The organism is Porticoccus litoralis, assembly GCF_030676955.1.
In the GTDB taxonomy this organism is placed as follows: Bacteria; Pseudomonadota; Gammaproteobacteria; order Pseudomonadales; family Porticoccaceae; genus Porticoccus; species Porticoccus litoralis.
The window spans coordinates 190,310-207,380 of record NZ_JAUUUU010000001.1; the positions used below are offsets into that span (position 1 = coordinate 190,310).

The 17,071-nt window shown below is 55.1% G+C and carries 19 protein-coding genes; 9 read left to right on the plus strand and 10 right to left on the minus strand.

The annotated features are described in order from the left end of the window. Nucleotides 1-6 precede the first annotated feature (6 nt). Both Q8A57_RS00940 and Q8A57_RS00945 read left to right on the plus strand, forming a co-directional pair. A complete protein-coding gene (locus Q8A57_RS00940; protein ID WP_305169046.1) occupies nucleotides 7-657 on the plus strand; it encodes a class I SAM-dependent methyltransferase in 651 nt (216 codons plus the stop codon). After that, nucleotides 654-2,075: a sodium/proline symporter gene (locus Q8A57_RS00945; RefSeq protein ID WP_305169047.1), complete on the plus strand. Its 1,422-nt coding sequence runs from the start codon at nucleotides 654-656 to the stop codon at nucleotides 2,073-2,075. Before Q8A57_RS00940 ends, Q8A57_RS00945 begins: the two co-directional genes overlap by 4 nt. On the opposite strand, the gene alr is transcribed toward Q8A57_RS00945, so the two are convergent. The 10 genes from alr to Q8A57_RS00995 form a co-directional block, all read right to left on the minus strand. Further along, nucleotides 2,048-3,157 (minus strand): alanine racemase, encoded by a 1,110-nt coding sequence (gene alr / locus Q8A57_RS00950; RefSeq protein WP_305169048.1) that lies wholly within the window; start codon nucleotides 3,155-3,157, stop codon nucleotides 2,048-2,050. The two genes, Q8A57_RS00945 and alr, sit on opposite strands and share 28 nt — an antisense overlap. 41 nt (nucleotides 3,158-3,198) lie before the next feature. After that, a complete protein-coding gene (locus tag Q8A57_RS00955) occupies nucleotides 3,199-4,056 on the minus strand; it encodes an aminotransferase class IV (protein WP_305169049.1) in 858 nt (285 codons plus the stop codon). Between the two features lie 101 nt (nucleotides 4,057-4,157). Next, entirely contained in the window at nucleotides 4,158-5,015 is an 858-nt protein-coding gene (locus Q8A57_RS00960) for a DUF4392 domain-containing protein (protein WP_305169050.1), read from the minus strand. Between the two features lie 64 nt (nucleotides 5,016-5,079). Next, entirely contained in the window at nucleotides 5,080-6,045 is a 966-nt protein-coding gene (locus tag Q8A57_RS00965) for a 5-oxoprolinase subunit C family protein (RefSeq protein WP_305169051.1), read from the minus strand. Then, a complete protein-coding gene (gene pxpB / locus Q8A57_RS00970; RefSeq protein ID WP_305169052.1) occupies nucleotides 6,042-6,722 on the minus strand; it encodes a 5-oxoprolinase subunit PxpB in 681 nt (226 codons plus the stop codon). Before pxpB ends, Q8A57_RS00965 begins: the two co-directional genes overlap by 4 nt. A 16-nt stretch (nucleotides 6,723-6,738) precedes the next feature. Next, nucleotides 6,739-7,470, minus strand: coding sequence for a 5-oxoprolinase subunit PxpA (locus Q8A57_RS00975; RefSeq protein WP_305169053.1), 732 nt, complete (start codon nucleotides 7,468-7,470; stop codon nucleotides 6,739-6,741). A gap of 22 nt (nucleotides 7,471-7,492) precedes the next feature. Further along, nucleotides 7,493-8,311: a putative hydro-lyase gene (locus Q8A57_RS00980; protein WP_305169054.1), complete on the minus strand. Its 819-nt coding sequence runs from the start codon at nucleotides 8,309-8,311 to the stop codon at nucleotides 7,493-7,495. Nucleotides 8,312-8,485: 174 nt separating this feature from the next. Next, nucleotides 8,486-9,007 carry an aminoacyl-tRNA deacylase gene (locus Q8A57_RS00985; protein ID WP_305169055.1) on the minus strand — a complete coding sequence of 174 codons (522 nt, stop codon included), beginning with the start codon at nucleotides 9,005-9,007 and terminating at the stop codon, nucleotides 8,486-8,488. A 215-nt stretch (nucleotides 9,008-9,222) separates the two neighbouring features. Next, a complete protein-coding gene (locus tag Q8A57_RS00990) occupies nucleotides 9,223-10,554 on the minus strand; it encodes an ArsB/NhaD family transporter (RefSeq protein ID WP_305169056.1) in 1,332 nt (443 codons plus the stop codon). A gap of 185 nt (nucleotides 10,555-10,739) precedes the next feature. After that, nucleotides 10,740-11,036: a hypothetical protein gene (locus Q8A57_RS00995; protein WP_305169057.1), complete on the minus strand. Its 297-nt coding sequence runs from the start codon at nucleotides 11,034-11,036 to the stop codon at nucleotides 10,740-10,742. Nucleotides 11,037-11,236: 200 nt separating this feature from the next. On the opposite strand from Q8A57_RS00995, the gene Q8A57_RS01000 reads away from it, so the two are divergent. The 7 genes from Q8A57_RS01000 to Q8A57_RS01030 are packed head-to-tail and all read left to right on the plus strand — an operon-like array spanning nucleotide 11,237 to nucleotide 17,070. Then, nucleotides 11,237-11,983, plus strand: coding sequence for a thermostable hemolysin (locus Q8A57_RS01000; protein WP_305169058.1), 747 nt, complete (start codon nucleotides 11,237-11,239; stop codon nucleotides 11,981-11,983). Beyond that, nucleotides 11,958-13,463 (plus strand): AMP-binding protein, encoded by a 1,506-nt coding sequence (locus Q8A57_RS01005; protein WP_305169059.1) that lies wholly within the window; start codon nucleotides 11,958-11,960, stop codon nucleotides 13,461-13,463. Before Q8A57_RS01000 ends, Q8A57_RS01005 begins: the two co-directional genes overlap by 26 nt. Beyond that, nucleotides 13,460-14,248 (plus strand): class I SAM-dependent methyltransferase, encoded by a 789-nt coding sequence (locus Q8A57_RS01010; protein WP_305169060.1) that lies wholly within the window; start codon nucleotides 13,460-13,462, stop codon nucleotides 14,246-14,248. Before Q8A57_RS01005 ends, Q8A57_RS01010 begins: the two co-directional genes overlap by 4 nt. Further along, nucleotides 14,196-14,927, plus strand: a complete 732-nt coding sequence (locus Q8A57_RS01015; protein WP_305169061.1) for a lipopolysaccharide kinase InaA family protein — start codon at nucleotides 14,196-14,198, stop codon at nucleotides 14,925-14,927. Before Q8A57_RS01010 ends, Q8A57_RS01015 begins: the two co-directional genes overlap by 53 nt. Then, a complete protein-coding gene (locus Q8A57_RS01020; protein ID WP_305169062.1) occupies nucleotides 14,906-15,577 on the plus strand; it encodes a TenA family transcriptional regulator in 672 nt (223 codons plus the stop codon). The genes Q8A57_RS01015 and Q8A57_RS01020 overlap by 22 nt, the downstream gene beginning before the upstream one ends. A gap of 13 nt (nucleotides 15,578-15,590) precedes the next feature. Then, nucleotides 15,591-16,391, plus strand: a complete 801-nt coding sequence (locus Q8A57_RS01025; RefSeq protein WP_305169063.1) for an SDR family oxidoreductase — start codon at nucleotides 15,591-15,593, stop codon at nucleotides 16,389-16,391. Nucleotides 16,392-16,413: 22 nt separating this feature from the next. Beyond that, the gene (locus Q8A57_RS01030) at nucleotides 16,414-17,070 is read left to right on the plus strand and encodes a tetratricopeptide repeat protein (RefSeq protein ID WP_305169064.1); all 657 of its coding nucleotides are present in this window, start codon (nucleotides 16,414-16,416) and stop codon (nucleotides 17,068-17,070) included. Nucleotide 17,071: the final 1 nt, after the last annotated feature.

Genomic DNA, 17,071 nt, shown 5'->3' on the forward strand with positions numbered 1-17,071 from the left:
CTGGTGATGAATGACGCCAGCGTACAAACAGAATCCCTGCGAAGCAGTGAGAGTCAGTTTTATGTCCACGGCATAAAGGCGCTGAAACCAAATCACCCGGAAGTGGCCAATTTGATTGAAGAGGGCTTTCAACCCAGTGATTTTGGTTCCCGCATCTGGCGCTCCAGCTATTTGCTGATCGAATATCTTTCCCGTCACTCCCTGAGTGGGACGCGACAGGCCATGGAACTCGGATGTGGCTGGGGACTGGCAGGCACGTACCTGCAAAAAACCTTCGATGTAGAAGTTATTGCCACAGACAGGGATGCCGACGTCTTCCCTTTCCAGCAGCTGGTGTGCCGACACAATGATATCGACATGCAGACCCAACATTGCAGCCTGTCCGGTCTGCGCGAACATGATCTCAGGGATATTGACCTGATGATTGGTGCCGATATCTGTTACTCCGACGACAACGCCCGCGACATTGAACGTCTCTGCCTCCACATGACCCGTCAACAGGGCGTCGAACTGATTTTGGCCGATAGTGGCAGAGCACCCTTCGTGAACCTTGTCGAGAGACTTGGGCTCCGCTATTCCGTGAAAATGACGCCACTGACATTGGAATTGCCGACTGCGGTCAGCGGCCATATTCTGCACGCTGTCATCTCACCGTGATCATTTCATTTGTTGCCTTCCTGCTCATGTTTACCGTGATCGGCCTGCTATCCGCCAGGAAGAGTCGTGGCACCAAGCACGACTATTACCTGGCCAGCAGCTCGGTATCGCCCTGGCTGGTAGGCCTCTCAGCGGTCGCCACCAACAACAGCGGTTACATGTTCATCGGTGTTATCGGTTACACCTATATGGTTGGTCTCTCGGCCATCTGGCTCATGCTGGGATGGATTACCGGCGACTTCCTCGCCTCACAGTTTGTCCATCACCGTCTGCGCGAACAGGCGCCAAAAACCGCTGAAGTCAGTTATGTGGGCATTCTCAGCAGCTGGTACGGTGATCGTCACCATGGCCAGCAACGCACCATGGGAATTATTTCCCTGATTTTCCTGCTGGCCTATGCCAGTGCCCAGCTGGTGGCCGGCAGCAAGGCACTCCAGGTATTGTTTGAATGGCCGTCCTGGGCTGGAGCCACCCTGTCGGCGACCCTGGTGACTTTGTACTGTTTTGCCGGTGGCATACGCGCCTCCATCTGGACCGACGCGGCGCAATCCTCTGTGATGATTGTCGCCATGGGATTACTGATGCTTGCCGCCATCAGTTCTCTGGGCGGTCTCCAGTCCGTTTATCAGGAAATGTCGCAACTACAGGGATTTCTCGACTGGTACCCCTCAGACCTTGCATTTCCTGGTGTTGCCGGCGGTATCCTCTTTGCTGTCAGCTGGATGTTCGCGGGCCTATCCGTGATTGGGCAACCACACATCATGGTTCGCTTTATGACACTCAAGGACAGCAGACAGATGAACCGCGCTCGCTGCTGGTACTACCTCTGGTACCTGGCGTTTTACGCCATGGCGACAGGCGTCGGTATGCTATCGAGAATCTATCTCAGCGATACCGCCAGCTTTGACGCTGAACTGGCGCTGCCAACCATGGCTCTGGAGCTGTTTCCACCCCTGCTGGTTGGACTGATACTGGCAGGGATCTTCGCCGCCACTATGTCCACGGCAGACTCACTGGTGCTGAGCTGTTCGGCAACCCTTACCCATGACCTGCTACCACAGAGGATCGAGAAAACATGGCTGATGAAAGTCGTCACCGTACTAGTCACTCTCGGCGCATTAATTTGGGCACTGGGCAACAGCCAAAGCGTATTCAGCCTGGTGGTGATGGCTTGGTCGGGTCTGGCAAGTGCGTTTGCCCCGCTCTTGCTGTTTCTCTGTCTTGGAAAGCGACCAACGCCCTCCCTGAGCCTGATAGCCATTGCCGGAGGGCTTGGCTGCGCCATGTTATGGCGCTGGCTGGGCTGGCATCAGGCTGTCTACGAAGGAATGGCAGGGATTCTGGCAGGGCTACTGATCCTCACCCTGGGGTTACAACTGGGCTATCGAACTCAGCTGCCTGAGTCTGCTCCGAGATAAACTCTTGGCACTCTACGGGGCATGCGTGTCAGTAATTCATAACTGATAGTAGCCGCCCTTCTGGCCACCTCATTGACGGGCAACCCACTGCCCCACAGCACCACTTCGTCACCGACAGCGACATCCTGCAGGCTGGTGACATCTACGGTAATCATATCCATGGATACCCGACCCACCATGGGACAGCGCTGGCCTTTGATCAGCACAGGGGTGCCGTCCGGCGCGTGAACGGGATAGCCATCGCCGTAGCCCATGGCAACCGTGGCAATACGGCTCGGTTGGCGGGCGCTCCAGCGGGCGCCATAACCAACGGTCTCACCAGGCGGCACCTCACGAAGCGCTATGACAGAAGATTTTAACGTCATCACTGGCTGCAACTGATCGGCCAATGTATTTGGCTCCTGGAAAGGAGAACTGCCGTACAGCATGATGCCGGGTCGATTCCAGTCGGCCCGACACTCGGGCCAGCCAAGGAGTGCCGCAGAGTTTGCCAGACTCAGCGCGATATTCCCCTCGCCAGACAGACCGGCCATTCCCGCATTGAAGCGGGCCAGCTGTTGCCGGGTAAAATCATTATCCAGCTCATCGGCACAGGCGAAATGGGTAGCCACGACAATACCACTGGCGACATGGTCGCAGGCGTTTAATGCCCCATAGGTGGCCACCAGTTCCTCGGGGCGAATGCCCAGGCGGTGCATACCACTATCCACGCACAGCCAGATCTTTAGTGCGCTGGCAGGCCTGGAAGCCAGCACGGCCTCCAACTGCTCACGGTTTACCACCGAAACCCAGAAGTCATGCCGAGCAGCAACATCAATCTCGTCACGGCTGAACGCGCCCTCCAGCAAGCAGATTGGTTTGACGATTCCCGACTCCCGCAACTCCAGCGCTTCCTCGGTACAGGCAACACCGAACGCGGGCACCAGATCCTCTATCGCACGGGCCACCGCAACTGCGCCATGGCCATAGGCATTGGCCTTGATGATGGCCATGGTGCGGGACTGGGGCGCCAGCTGATTAGCCAGCGTCACGTTGTGGCGTAGAGCATTTAAATCAATCAGGGCTTTTGCGGGTCTGGACATGAATATTGTGTTATCTCAAATAGGCTCGTTGAGCGTTTTAATCAGTAATCAAACTTACCGGCAGAATAAATTTTCTGCGCCTGCAACCAGATATCCCCGACCTCACCATTGCCAACCGGTCGACCATCCACAGCAATAACAGGTACCACCTCTTTAGATGAACTGGTGACCCAGACTTCATCGGCAGCATAGACCTCGGCCTTGGTGACAGTCCGCTCCTGCACAGGAATCTGCCCGTCTTTGCGCAGCAGATCCAGCAGGATGTAACGGGTGATGCCCGGCAGCTTGTACTGGTCCAGGGGCGGGGTAATCACCACCCCATCCTTAACGATATAGGCATTACAGGCGCTGGCCTCGGTCAGTTCTTCCCGCTCGTTGAACAGTAAGGTTTCATCGACTCCCTGCTGGTAGCCATGCTGAAAATGCATGACATTGCCAAGCAGCGCCGTGGATTTGATATGGCAGCGCTCCCAGCGCAAATCGCGGTCAGTGACCACACGGAAAGCCTTGACCCTGCTTTTGTCGGCCACGGGCTCGGCGGGTATTTCAAAGGTGAAGGCAAATACCGTCGGTGAGACATTCTCCGGGTAGGCGTGAAAACGCCGGCTATCCGCACCGCGACTGACATGGAGATAAAGGCCCAGGTTACCGCTGCCATTGCGCTCTATCAGCGTATCGCAAACGGCTTTCCACCGGGTTCTACTCCAATCCAGTTTGATGCCGACTGCAGACAACCCCTGGCTCATACGTTCCATATGCGGGTCAAAGCCCACCATACGGCCAGCATAGGAAGGCAGAACCTCGTAAATACCATCACCGAACAGGAACCCCCTGTCCATGGGCGAAATACGGGCTTCCTCCATGGGTAAATAGTCGCCATTTAAAAATACTGTGCTCATTGTTTTCTCAGCTCTTTACCCAATTGCCAAGGTTATTCCACACCCGAAAAAAGCGACCGATCTTAGCAGTGCCCTTTCACCCTGAAAAGCATAGCGGACACTTAACGGCCGCCCCTGGCTTCATTCACCAGCTGCTGTAGGCCCGCCACCAGCAGCTTGCCACTTTCACAGGGCAAGCCATCTTCGGAGAGCGTGTTTTCTCTGGTCACTCCATCGACACTGCCCCTTTCCGCCAGATATTCGAGTACTTCACGGTTATCCCACTGTGAGAGGTAATCGATATCAGACCAGTAACTGAGCATGGCCACCAGGCCATGGGCCGCCCAATTGGACACATCGGCAATCACCAATTCATCACAGCGGGTGGCAGAGGGCGTAATATCCAGTGATGCTAAAGCTTCGACAAGATTTCCCATGCCAATCTCATTGCCGCCATCGCCGATGGCAATACTGGGGCAGTCGGCCAGGGTCAGAAAATCATCAAAACAGAAGGTGTGCTCACTGATATCCTCGCCACGCATATTGTAGTAACGACCATCCCTGGCCCGTCCCGGCAGCTCAATACTTACCACCAGCTCGGGGCATATGTTCGCCAGCACCTCACGGATACGCTCAGGCAGTTGTGGGGAAATACCCACTGGCATCGCCTCTACCCGAAAATCACCGGTCAAGGACATCGCCAACTGTTCGCTACAGACCAGTATCGGTTCCGCACCCTGACCTTCGAGCGCCCTGTAAAGTGCAATGGCACCGGCTGGCCCATCGGTTTCAAACGTGTCCAGAACCGGAAAACCCGTGCCAATCAAAACCGGACCGCGACACGCTCTTAAACGCTCGGCAGCCCTCAGGCAATAGCCCGGGCGCAGGTGGGCCCGCAGGTCCGCCATACCCCGCATATTTCTCTCCACCAGTAATTGCTCGATGCGCTCGCTGAGTAACTGGTCATGTTCATTTGTCATGGACACCTCATTCAACCTAAGGCTCTCTATCCAGCTGAAGGCTCTTTACCCCGCTGAAGGCTCTTTACCCCGCTGAAGGCTCTTTACTTGGACAGACTACCGGCTGTATTTGCTCAAATTGTTTGGTGGCCTGCAGTCTCACCTGCCGAGCCTTGTCGACCGTTATCGGTGCAAAAGATACCCTGCCACCCGCCGGCAACTGTGCCAGTAGCGGCAGGTCTACGGACAGCACCGCGCCCAGTTTGGGATAACCCCCAATCGTCTGGCGATCACTGAGCAGCACGATGGGCTGGCCATCAGGGGGCACCTGAACTGCGCCCAGGCAAATGCCCTCGGAAAGCATATCCGGCATTCGGCAATGCACTGCCGGCCCTTCCAGTCGATATCCCATCCTGTCGCTCTGGCTGGACACCTGGTATTCCCCCGCATAAAAGCGCTCCCGCTCAGACGGAGCAAAGGCATCATGCTGGTAACCCATCACCATCCTCAACAACACTCGCCGGTTATAGACCGGGCGATAGCCCGTGGGCACTTTCAAGCAGTCCCCGCTATCAACTTGAGGACATGGCAGGCGATCCCCTCCCACCAGTTTACGACCCTCCATACCCCCTATGCCCTCTCGTAATACTGTAGCAGTGCTCCCCAGAACCGCTGGCACCATCAACCCACCAGCGGTGGCCAGATAGGCTCGCACTCCGGCTCTGGCAAAGCCCACCGAAATTTTGTCCCCGGGATAAACAGAGTGACTGCGCCAACCTTCAATAGGTCTGCCATTGATGGCCAGTGGCATATCGGCACCGCAGACGGCAATTCGGGTGGTTACCTCAGCGACAAGCTCCAGGCCACCTACGGTAATTTCAAGAGATGATGCACCCGAGGGGTTTCCGCATAGCCGGTTTGCCCAGGCAAACGCTAGGGAGTCTGCGGGGCCTCCAGTGGTCAACCCCAAGCGGTGATAGCCAATGCGTCCACCATCCTGAATCAGGGTCATGACTCCAGGCTTGATAACCTGGAAGCCGACTGCGCTCACAGCTCACCTCCCATCGAGATGAATTCGCTGCGATCAATGGCAAAAAAACGTACCCGATCCCCAACTTCCACCGGCATCGGTGGGTCTGCCTGCAGGTCAAACATCAACAACGGGCAGCGGCCAATCAAATTCCAGCCACCGGGGGAAATGGAGGGATACACCGCAGTCTGTCGCCCGGCAATGCCCACACTACCCTGTCGCACCCGAGGTCTCGGTGTTGCCAGGCGAGGATGAGCAATACGCTCGTCCACCTCTCCCAGGTAAGCAAACCCGGGGGCAAAGCCGATGGCGTAAACCCGGTACTCCCGGGCCTGGTGCAAGTCCACGATGTCGGAGATAGAGAGGCCTGTCTGACTGGCCATGACTCGCAAGTCAGGTCCGGATTCCTCGCTGTAATAAACCGGCAGTTCCACCAGCTTGGCACGGCGCTCAGATGCTCTACCCTTGGCCTCCGCCAACAGCGCGGGGATCTGTGAACACAAGCGGCCGTAATCGGTTTTGTACAGGTCATAAATCAACAGCAGGGAGGCATAGGAGGGCACCAGATCCACCAGCAAATCTCCGAGCGCCTGTTCCAACACTTGAACGGCCCGCTGTACCTGATCGGAGACCTCCGGGCTGAGGTGATCGGAAAGATAAATGATCAGGGCATTTTCACCTGCAACGGCGATTTTCACGATACTGGCTCCACGCTCAAGACACGAGTTGCCTGAGTTCGCGGATCACGCGGATACTTTCCGGGTTATCCCCGTGCACGCAGAGCGTATCTGCCGCCAGCGGCAAACGCAGCCCACCGGCGGCGATGATCTCACCCGTCTCAACCAGTGACGCCACCTGTGCCAGAGTCTGTTCCCGGCTGAGTACCGCACCCGAGCAGGACCGGGGCACCAGCAATCCGCTGTCGTCATAACACCGATCCGCAAATGCTTCCAGCCACAATGGAACACCCAACGCCGCTGCTTCGCGACGATGCGCTTCAGCCTCGGGGGTCGCCTGGATCATCAGGTGCAGAGGTTGGTAAAAGCTTGCCACGGCCTCCATCACCGCCCGCCGCAACTGGGCATCTTTCATCATATCGTTGTAAAGCGCACCATGGGGTTTGACATAGGCCAGGGTTAACCCCATGGAGCGAGCCATCCCGTCCAGTGCGGCAATCTGATAATGCAAAAGCGCCGCGATTTCCTCCGGCGTATGGGCCATTGACCTGCGCCCGAATCCCTCCAGATCCCGATAACCGGGGTGAGCCCCGATCATGACCCCATGCCGCCCTGCCAATTGCAGTGTTTTGAGCATCGACATCTGATCCCCCGCATGAAAACCACAGGCAATATTGGCCTGATGGATATGAGGCATCACAGCAGCATCGACATCCAGGTCGATGCCGCCAGCACCTTCACCCAGATCAGCGTTTAACAACAGGGGCATGTTGCAATCCTCTGACCGCTGCTCATAACACCGCCAGCTTGCTATTGGGCAAGTCGGTGACCAGCATGCAACCCGGACTATGGGTAATACACAAAGGTGGCCGGGCTGTTTCCAGGGCCACTTGCGGGGTTACCCCACAGGCCCAGAACACGGGCAGCTCTCCCTCGTGGATGCTCACAGCATCGCCAAAATCAGGACTGGATATATCGTGGATACCGATCAGGGAAGGATCACCAATATGAACTGGCGCACCATGCACTGATGGAAAGCGCGTGCAGATCTGAACGGCGCGAATCGCGTCAGCCGCCAGCATCGGTCGCATACTCACCACCATGTCACTGCTGAAACGGCCCGCCTTGCGGCAGGGAATATTGGTACGGTACATCGGGACGTTGACGCCTTCGGTGATATTGCGTATCTCCAGCCCATCCGCCAGCAAGGCTTCCTCGAAGGAAAAAGAACAGCCCAGGACAAATGTCACCAGATCATCCCGCCAGTGGTTGACGATATCCATGACCTCCTGCATCAACTCTCCACCGTGAAAGATCCGGTAGCGAGGAATATCCGTGCGGATATCCAGTTCGTCACCTAGCTCCGGCAACAATGGATCACCAACCTGAGACATGGCAATCAATGGACATGGCCGGGGGTTCAGCTGGCAGAAGCGCAAAAAGTCCGCAGCCCAATCCTCGGGCAGGATCACCACATTACCCTGCACAAACCCCTGACATTGACCCGAGGTATTGGTCTGGTATTCGCCATAGCGTATGCGTGCCCGCAATTGTTTAGGGGTATAGGCGACCTGCATGGAATGCTCCGTATACTGGGCTTTTAGTGTCATTCAACCATTTCTGCGCCCGGCATGACCATACCCTACCTGAATAAAGCCACAAATCCGTGACTGCTATGGGATAGAGCTCAAACAGATAATGACCTGAACATTCTGGAGGCATAAAAAACGGGAGAATGGGAATGGGGGACCATCCTCCCGCGTGGCAAGTGAGCAGAACGGTAATTACCCGTCTTCGGGCGGAGCCCAAAGATAGGATTTATCGCCCTGCCCACCGCGCAGGCAACTGATCGGGGCTGGCCAGGCATTGGACATCAGCCGCGAAAAATCCTTGTGACTGAGGTGAAGTAAATGGTGGTGGTCACCCCCTTCAATGTAGACATCCATGCCCGCTTCAAGCAGTGCATTGTCCACAATCACATCCATATGAAAGGCATCTCCCAGGCAGGGAATCGCCCCTTCATCGCAGTCTGGAAACAGCTGGCGCAACTCGGATTCCTCGGCAATCTCGTATCCGTGCTGACGACCGTACTCCAGCCATTCCACCACCAGTTCGTTGGCAGCAGGAATAACGCACATGGCATAGCGGTCGTCCTGGCGAACAATCACCGCTTTTGCCAGCTTGGCAGGCGGCACATGTGCCTCGCGGGCAGTCGCCATGGAAGTACTCGTATGTTCATGTCGTAACACTTCATAATTGACGTGGTGTTTGCTGAGATAATCAGCCAAAACAGGAGAGACGCCCATAAGCTAGTACCTCGTGTTAACTTACATCAACTCACTGTTTAGTATAGTTCGCCCAACCTCCGTTCCCAGCACCGCTAAATAATGGTTTGCTCTATCAGAAATGACTGTATATGACGGTCTCTGCTAGACGCTTTTCTCTTGATCAAAAAAAAGGCTGGCAACCTCCCTCCGGTAAGAGGTGTTGCCAGCCCCGAATAAACCGTATGCAGGCTTGGTTAGCGCGCCAGGCCCTCTACGTAGAGGTAGTCATAACCCAACCAGATAAAGACTGAGCAAAGAGCGAGTGTCAGCAACATTGCCGGAGTGCCCTTGCGAAACCAGAGACCGGGGGTAATCGCCAGGGCAGGATTACCCGTCTCCCTAGCCAGCCGCTCAGAGATGGTCACGATATAGACGTTGGCGGTGGAACCAATGTGGGAACCGTTGCCTCCCATGCCGACACCCATGGCCAGCGCCCACCACATGACACTGACATTCACTCCCTGAAGCTGCAGTCCCGCCAGTACGGGAATCATGGCAGCGGTAAAGGGAATATTATCGATCAATGCGGACAAAATGGCGGCAACCCAGAGGAGCAGCAGCGCCGCACCCAGAGGGTGTTCCAATATGATCGGTTTGAACTGCTCGCCGATCAGCTCCAGCAACCCACTTTTTTCAACACCGCCAATCAGAATAAACAGCGCGATAAAGAACATTAGCAGGGGTGTTTCCAAATGCCCGGTGACTTTGTCCAGGTCCACCTTACGGGACAGAAACACCAGAATAGTCAGGGCAATCGCCGCCACCATCCAGGGCTCCCATCCCAGCTTGGTGTGGTAGATAAACAGCACCACCATGAACGCCATGACCAGCAGAGACTTTTGCCACAGGCGCTTATTTTTATACTGGGCTACTGATTCAAAGTTTCCGCAGGGAATCGACAACTCACTGGGGAACAGGAAGCGCATGGCGATCAGAATACTCAACCAGGCCAGAGCCACCGGCGGGCCCATGTGGATAAAGAAAGTATTGAAGTCGATACCTGCAGCAGAACCGATCATCAGGTTGGGCGGGTCACCAACCAGTGTTGCCACACCACCGGTATCCGATAACAGTGCAGCGGCCAGCAGGTAGGGAATGGGCGATATGCCCATGGTCTGACAGATCAGGATAATCAGCGGCCCGAAGATAATGACCGTGGTCACGTTATCCAGCAACAGCGATATCACTGTCACAGCAGTACCCAAAAACACCATCAGCCGGACCTGTGAGCCACCACTGTGATTCGCCAGATATTCGGCCATATGCTCAAAGCCACCCGTGCTGATCATGATGGAAACCACAATCATCATGATTGCCAGCAGGAACACCACATTCCAGTCGATGGCGTGAAGCGCCAGTTCGGGCGAATAGAAGCCATAAATCTGGCCCGCGATAATAATGGCACCGGCCCCTGCCATGGCAAATTTAGCGCGGTTATAGCCGTGTAGATGCTCGGTAAAGATACCAAGGAAAGTCAAAATCAATATTGCCCCGGATACGATCATCGGGGTGGTGAGTTCATGCATAACACAATCTCCATTGTGAACTTAGGGGGGTAGACGCAATGCCAAGCGGGCAAGCCCGATGGCAAAAAACAACAGATAAGAGAGGAACAATGCCGTGTCGACTTCGTTCAGGCTAAATGCGATGTGGCAGAAACCGCCTGAATACTCGTCTAGTCAGAAGCCGGAAAAACAGAAAAAACCCGGCTTTAGCACTGCCTTAGAGAGAATGGGGGTGCCCGAATACCGTGAACCTGATACGTCCCACGATATGTGGCTGGTTGAACATGACAGATACTGTCAACTGTTTCAGCTTCATGCACAACAGGAAAACTGTGCGCCAGAAAAGCAAAAGGCTTATCCGTGTCATCAAGGTCGCCACCGCCGACAACCACATGACATTCCCCCGGGGTAGCCTGATTGCCATGAAACCAATCAGAAAAAACCTCGGCGCTGGCCATTGAGATGACCGCAAACAGAAGAGCGGAAATCAGCGTATTGATCAACAGGGTGTCCCGTGTAGCACATACCGACCTATGCATGCCGGCGAGGTGGACCTGGGGTGGTCCGCAGAGCGCGGATTATAGCAACTTCCCGGCACTGGAACGTAGCTCTGAAAAAAACATTTTCACCTTTTTTAACGTTAAGGGTTTCTTAAGTATTGCCAACTAATCTGACAGGCAATACACCGGAATAGGGTTTGGAAATGGCTCTTATCACGACATCAGACAACACTGCCGTCCCGGTCAGTGAAAAGCCCTCCCGCAGCCTCAGTCAATTGTTGGGGCCGGGACCACAGCTCTCATTGCACGGTCGTCAATCTGCAGACCGGCAACGGGTAGAAACTTATGTTGCCAGACAATTTCAATCCGTCTACGGCGCCAGTATCAACGAATTCATGCCGCTGTTTCTAAGCCTTGGCTGTAATGAGCAGTTAAGCGCGGTAACCGGCATCAGACCGGTCGAGGAGCAGCCCCTGTTTCTGGAGCAGTACCTCGACCAACCCATCGAGCAGGAAGTGGTGCGGGTGTTTGAAACGCCCGCCAACCGACTCAGTGTCGTTGAAATCGGCAACCTCGCCGCCACCCACCGCGGTTCAAGCCAGTTACTGTTCGTGCTACTGGCCGCAACGTTGCACCGTGCCGGATTCCGCTGGATTACCTTTACCGCTACTCCCCAGGTCAGAAAAACCATTAATCGACTGGGTTTTGAGCTGCGCATTATCGATGAAGCCAAGCCGGAGCGTCTGGAGCAAAACGTCCTGAAGCAATGGGGCAGCTATTACCACACCAATCCGCTGGTGGTCGCCGGTGATCTCAACCACGCCATGCAGGTTATCGGTGCAAAACGCACCTTAGGCGGCATCCTGGCCCTGTACTGCAACCAGGTTGACACCCTCGCTGCCCAGATCAAATACGGAGTCCACCATGGTCAATATCGTTACGCAGCTTGAACACCTGTATGACGAAACTCAGGTTGTCGTTCGTGATACGGCGAGAAGCCTGACACGGGGACAGCTCACAGCGACCTGCCAACAGCTGGCGAAACAACTTGAACGACGGAATATTCGCACGTTGGCATTGCACGCGGACAATGGTCTTGACTGGATTGTGATCGATCTGGCCTGTCAACTGGCCAACATCTGCATCTTGCCCCTGCCCACGTTTTTTTCGATCTCGCAATTGCAGCATGCATTAAGTGAGACGCCAGTGGATGCCGTTATCAGCGACAACCCCGCCGTGCCGGATCTGTTTCCCCAGGTGAAACACCGTGAGACTCTCAGCGAAATCCTTCCCGGCAGCAACCACCTGCAACTGCTGTTGATGGAAATGAGTGATACCCCTGCCCTGCTGCCCCAGCAAACCGGCAAGATAACTTATACCTCGGGATCAACCGGCTCCCCCAAGGGTGTCTGCCTGAGTAATTACCAGCTGCTGGAACAGGCCTCCGTGCTGGCTAATGCAGTAGCCCTAAAACACCCGAGACACCTCTGCCTGTTGCCACTGAGCACCCTGTTGGAAAACGTCGCCGGTGTGTATACACCCATCATGGCCAGCGGCGAAGTGATCGCCCCTTCCTTGCGGGAATTGGGCTTCTGTGGCAGTTCCTCGGTAGATGCCTCAATCATGACATCCGTAATCAGCCGCTATCAGCCCGACAGCCTGATTCTTACCCCACAGTTGCTGTTACTGCTGGTCAACGCTGCCAGCAAAGGCTGGCAAGCTCCGTCATCCCTGCGTTTTGTCGCTGTGGGTGGCAGTCGTGTCTCACCGGCACTGCTGAGTCAAGCATGGCAAGCGGGCATACCCGCTTATGAAGGCTATGGACTGTCCGAATGTGCCTCTGTGGTCAGTCTGAATGCCACTCGCCAGCACCGGCCCGGTAGCTGTGGCAAACCCTTACCCCACCTTGGGGTAAGAATTATTGATGATGAAGTGGTCGTCACAGGCAATCCGATGCTTGGCTACGTGAACGAACCCTCAAGCTGGGGCAACCAGGCTATTTATACAGGCGATCTCGGGTATCTGGATAATGACGGCTATTTGTTCATTAATGGCAGACGCAAAAACCTGCTGATTTCCAGCTACGGTCGCAACATCAACCCGGAATGGATCGAATCCGAATTTCTGGCCCATCCGGTATTTGCAGAGTTTGTCGTATTTGGCGATGCCGAGCCCTACTGTGTTGCCCTGCTTACACCCCGGCAGCCCGGAATAAGTCGACGCCAGCTGCAAGCGATTATTGATGATATCAACCGCTCCCTACCGGACTATGCCCGCATTTGTCAGTGGGCCATTCTGCCTGCTCCGCTGACAACAGATCGCTCACTGATCACCGATAACGGCCGGCCCAAGCGAAGCGCCATTCAGGAACACTATCGCTCCCTGCTGGATAGCCTGTATCACTCAGGGGTGGAGGAGCTCAGCGCATGACTACATCCGCCGCATACCTCGACAGGACCACTTCCCGGGCGGCGACCAACGACGTACCCCCGTCCCTGGCATTTTCCGAGAAATACGACCGGGTTCATGCTCAGCAATATTTCGACAAACACCACGAGTCCCTGTCACGCCGTTTATCCAACTGGCGGGAACAGCGTCTTGCCCGTCAATGCCTCGAAGATGCGGGCAACCCGGACACAGTGCTGGACCTTCCCTGCGGAGCGGGCAGGTTCTGGCCCATGCTGGCGGAAAACATTCACCGGCAGATTTATGCCGCTGACAACTCAGGGGATATGCTACAGGTGGCCCTGGCTCACCAGCCGGAACACCTGGCAGAGCGGGTCATCCCCTTCAGAACCTCTGCCTTTGCCATTGATATGCCCGATGCTTCCGTAGACAACATTTTCTGTATGCGACTACTGCATCATGTCGCCTCGCCAGAGCATCGACTGGCTATTCTCAGGGAATTTCACCGCGTCACCCGGGATACGGTGGTAGTGTCGCTCTGGGTGGATGGCAACTACAAATCATGGCGGCGCAAAAAGCTGGAAGCAAAGCGCGGCAAATTGTCAGGAGATCACGCTAACCAGAACCGGTTTATCGTTGCCAGAAAGGAAATCGAATCAGAATTTGATGCCGCCGGCTTTGAGATTATCAACCACCGCGATTTCCTCATGGGTTATGCTATGTGGCGCATGTACATAATAAGAAAGGCAAATAATAATGAAAACCCTTTCCCCTGCTCCTCACAGCAACCCGGCCACCAACAACTTTGACGACTGGTGGCACATGAACGGAACCTGGGTTGAAGAACCAAATAAACGTCGCGGCGGCGAAAGCGGCGTCATGCGCTGCGAAGTGAACGGCGATACCTTTTTTGTCAAAAAACAGGTGGGACATATCTGCCGCACTCTGCGCTACCCGTTTGGCTGCCCCACGATTGTTCGCGAAGCCCACCGCCTAGGTATCTGCGAACAGCTGGGAGTCGTGACCCCGGAAGTGATCTACTGCGATAACCGCATGGAAAATGGCGAAGCACAGGCTGTTCTGGTTACACGGGACCTGGCTGGTTACGAATGTGTCCAGGACTGGTACAACAATGAGCCAGATGGACCCATCAAGGACCGTGTGCTGGATGCCGTCTATCGATGGCTGGCGGAAACCCTGGCCAAACTACACAACCAACGCTGGCAGCATGGCTGCCTGTACGACAAACACGTGTTCTTCCGGATCAAGCCCGGTGAAAACACTGATGTGGATATCGCCCTCATCGATCTCGAAAAGTGCCGTCGCCGACTTTCGGTGGCCCGTGCTTCTGAACGGGATGTTCGGCAAATGTGTAGACACATGCCGGGATTGGATGGCCCTCACTGGCACTCCTTTGTGGAGGCCTATACACAACATATCAACCTCAAGTCAGGTACAGACAAAAAATGGCTTTCTTTAACACACTGAACGAACAAACTCTGTCAGCGCGACAGCATCTGCTAAGCGCGCCTATCATTCAAAAGGCATTGGCGGGAAATATCACCCTGGACGAATACATTGGTTTTCTCGAGCAGGCATACCACCATGTCAAACACACCACTCCATTGCTCATGGCAGTGGGGTCGCGCTTGCCAGAAGACAAGGAGTGGCTGAGAGATGCCGTGGCGGAATACATCGAGGAGGAAGTCGGCCACCAGGAATGGATTCTCAATGATATTGCTGCCTGTGGTTACGACAAGGAAGCGGCCCGACACAGCACGCCACACCCGGAAACCGAGCTGATGGTCGCCTACGCCTACGACACGGTGACGCGCATCAATCCCCTCGGCTTTTTTGGCATGGTTCAGGTACTGGAAGGCACCAGTGTCAGCATCGCTGAAAATGCTGCAGATAAGATCAGGGAAACGCTGAACCTTCCCAAGAAAGCATTCTCGTACCTTTATTCCCACGGCTCTCTGGATCAGGATCATGTGAAGTTTTTTGAGAACCTGATGAACCGTATCGAATCTCCAGAAGAACAGGCGCAGATCATTCATTCCGCCAACATGTTCTACCGACTATATGGCGATATTTTCCGTTCGCTCTCCGATGGGCACGGAATTCCCCTGGCCGCCTGAGGTCTTCATCTCTATGAAACTACAGAATAAAACCGTGCTGCTCACCGGAGCTTCAGGCGGTATCGGTCGTACAGTGGCTAAAACTCTGGCACGCCAGGGCGCGCATCTCTTACTGGTGGGGCGCCGTACGGACAGTCTGAACACCCTGTTGGAAGAACTACCAGGGCAACACCGGGCCATCACAGCAGACATTTCCAGTGATGAGGGCCGACAGCTGATTGCCACCCACTGCCAGGAATCCGGGGGTATCAACCTGCTTATTAATCTGGCAGGCACGCTGGATTTCAGCTTTTTTGAATACCAGTCAGACGCCACCATTGAGCAGATCATCACCACCAATCTGCTGTCACCCATGCTGCTGACACGCCGCCTGATACCGCTGCTGAAAACCCGTGAAGAAGCCGCCATCATCAATGTCGGCTCCACATTCGGCAGTATCGGCCACCCAGGTTTTGCCAGTTACTGTGCCAGCAAATTTGGCCTGAGGGGTTTTTCCGAAGCGCTGTGCCGGGAACTGGCGGATACGCCCATAAAGGTGTTTTACCTGGCCCCCAGGGCCACCGATACCAGTCTGAACTCGACGGCTGTCAACGACCTGAATCAGGCCCTCGGCAATAAAACCGACTCACCCCAGCGGGTGGCCGATGCACTGGTGGAACTGGTGACATCAAACCGCCAGCAACACTACATGGGATGGCCGGAAAAGCTGTTTGTGCGAATCAATGCCCTGTTTCCCGGCATCGTCCACAGCGCTCTGGTCAAAAAAATTCCCGTAATCAGAAAGTACACAGAGCACCAGCTCGAGACAAAATGAATACCAGATGGAGAGCCTTACCATGAAGTCACGTTTTTCAACTCTGATGGCAGCTGCTGTGACCCTGCTTACCCTGTCTGCCACCCCGGCCTGGGCGGGTATCACCGAGGATATTTCCAACCTGCAACACCGTTGGGCAAAGGTGAATTACGAAATGAACGGCAAAGCTCAGTTATCCGCCTTTGAAACACTGACCAGTGATGCTGACAAGGTGGTAGCCAGTTACCCGGATCAAGCCGAACCATTGATCTGGCGCGGCATTATCAAGTCCACCCACGCAGGAGCCAAAGGCGGTCTCGGCGCGCTGGGTCTGGCCAAGTCTTCCAAGGCTGACCTGGAAGCGGCCATGAAAATCAACGCGGATGCTCTGGATGGTTCTGCCTACACCAGTCTCGGCACCCTGTATTTCAATGTACCCGGCTGGCCTATCGGTTTTGGCGACGACAAGAAGGCCGAAGAGTTGCTGCAAAAAGCGTTGTCCATCAACCCCAACGGTATTGATAGCAACTACTTTTTCGGTGACTATCTGATCTCGAAGAAACGGTACTCTGAAGCCAAAACCTATCTTCTCAACGCCAAAAATGCTCCTCCCCGCCCCAACCGCCCTCTGGCCGACAAGGGGCGTCAACTGGAGATCGATGCAGCCCTGGCCACCGTAGAGAAAAAACTCAAGGACTAAT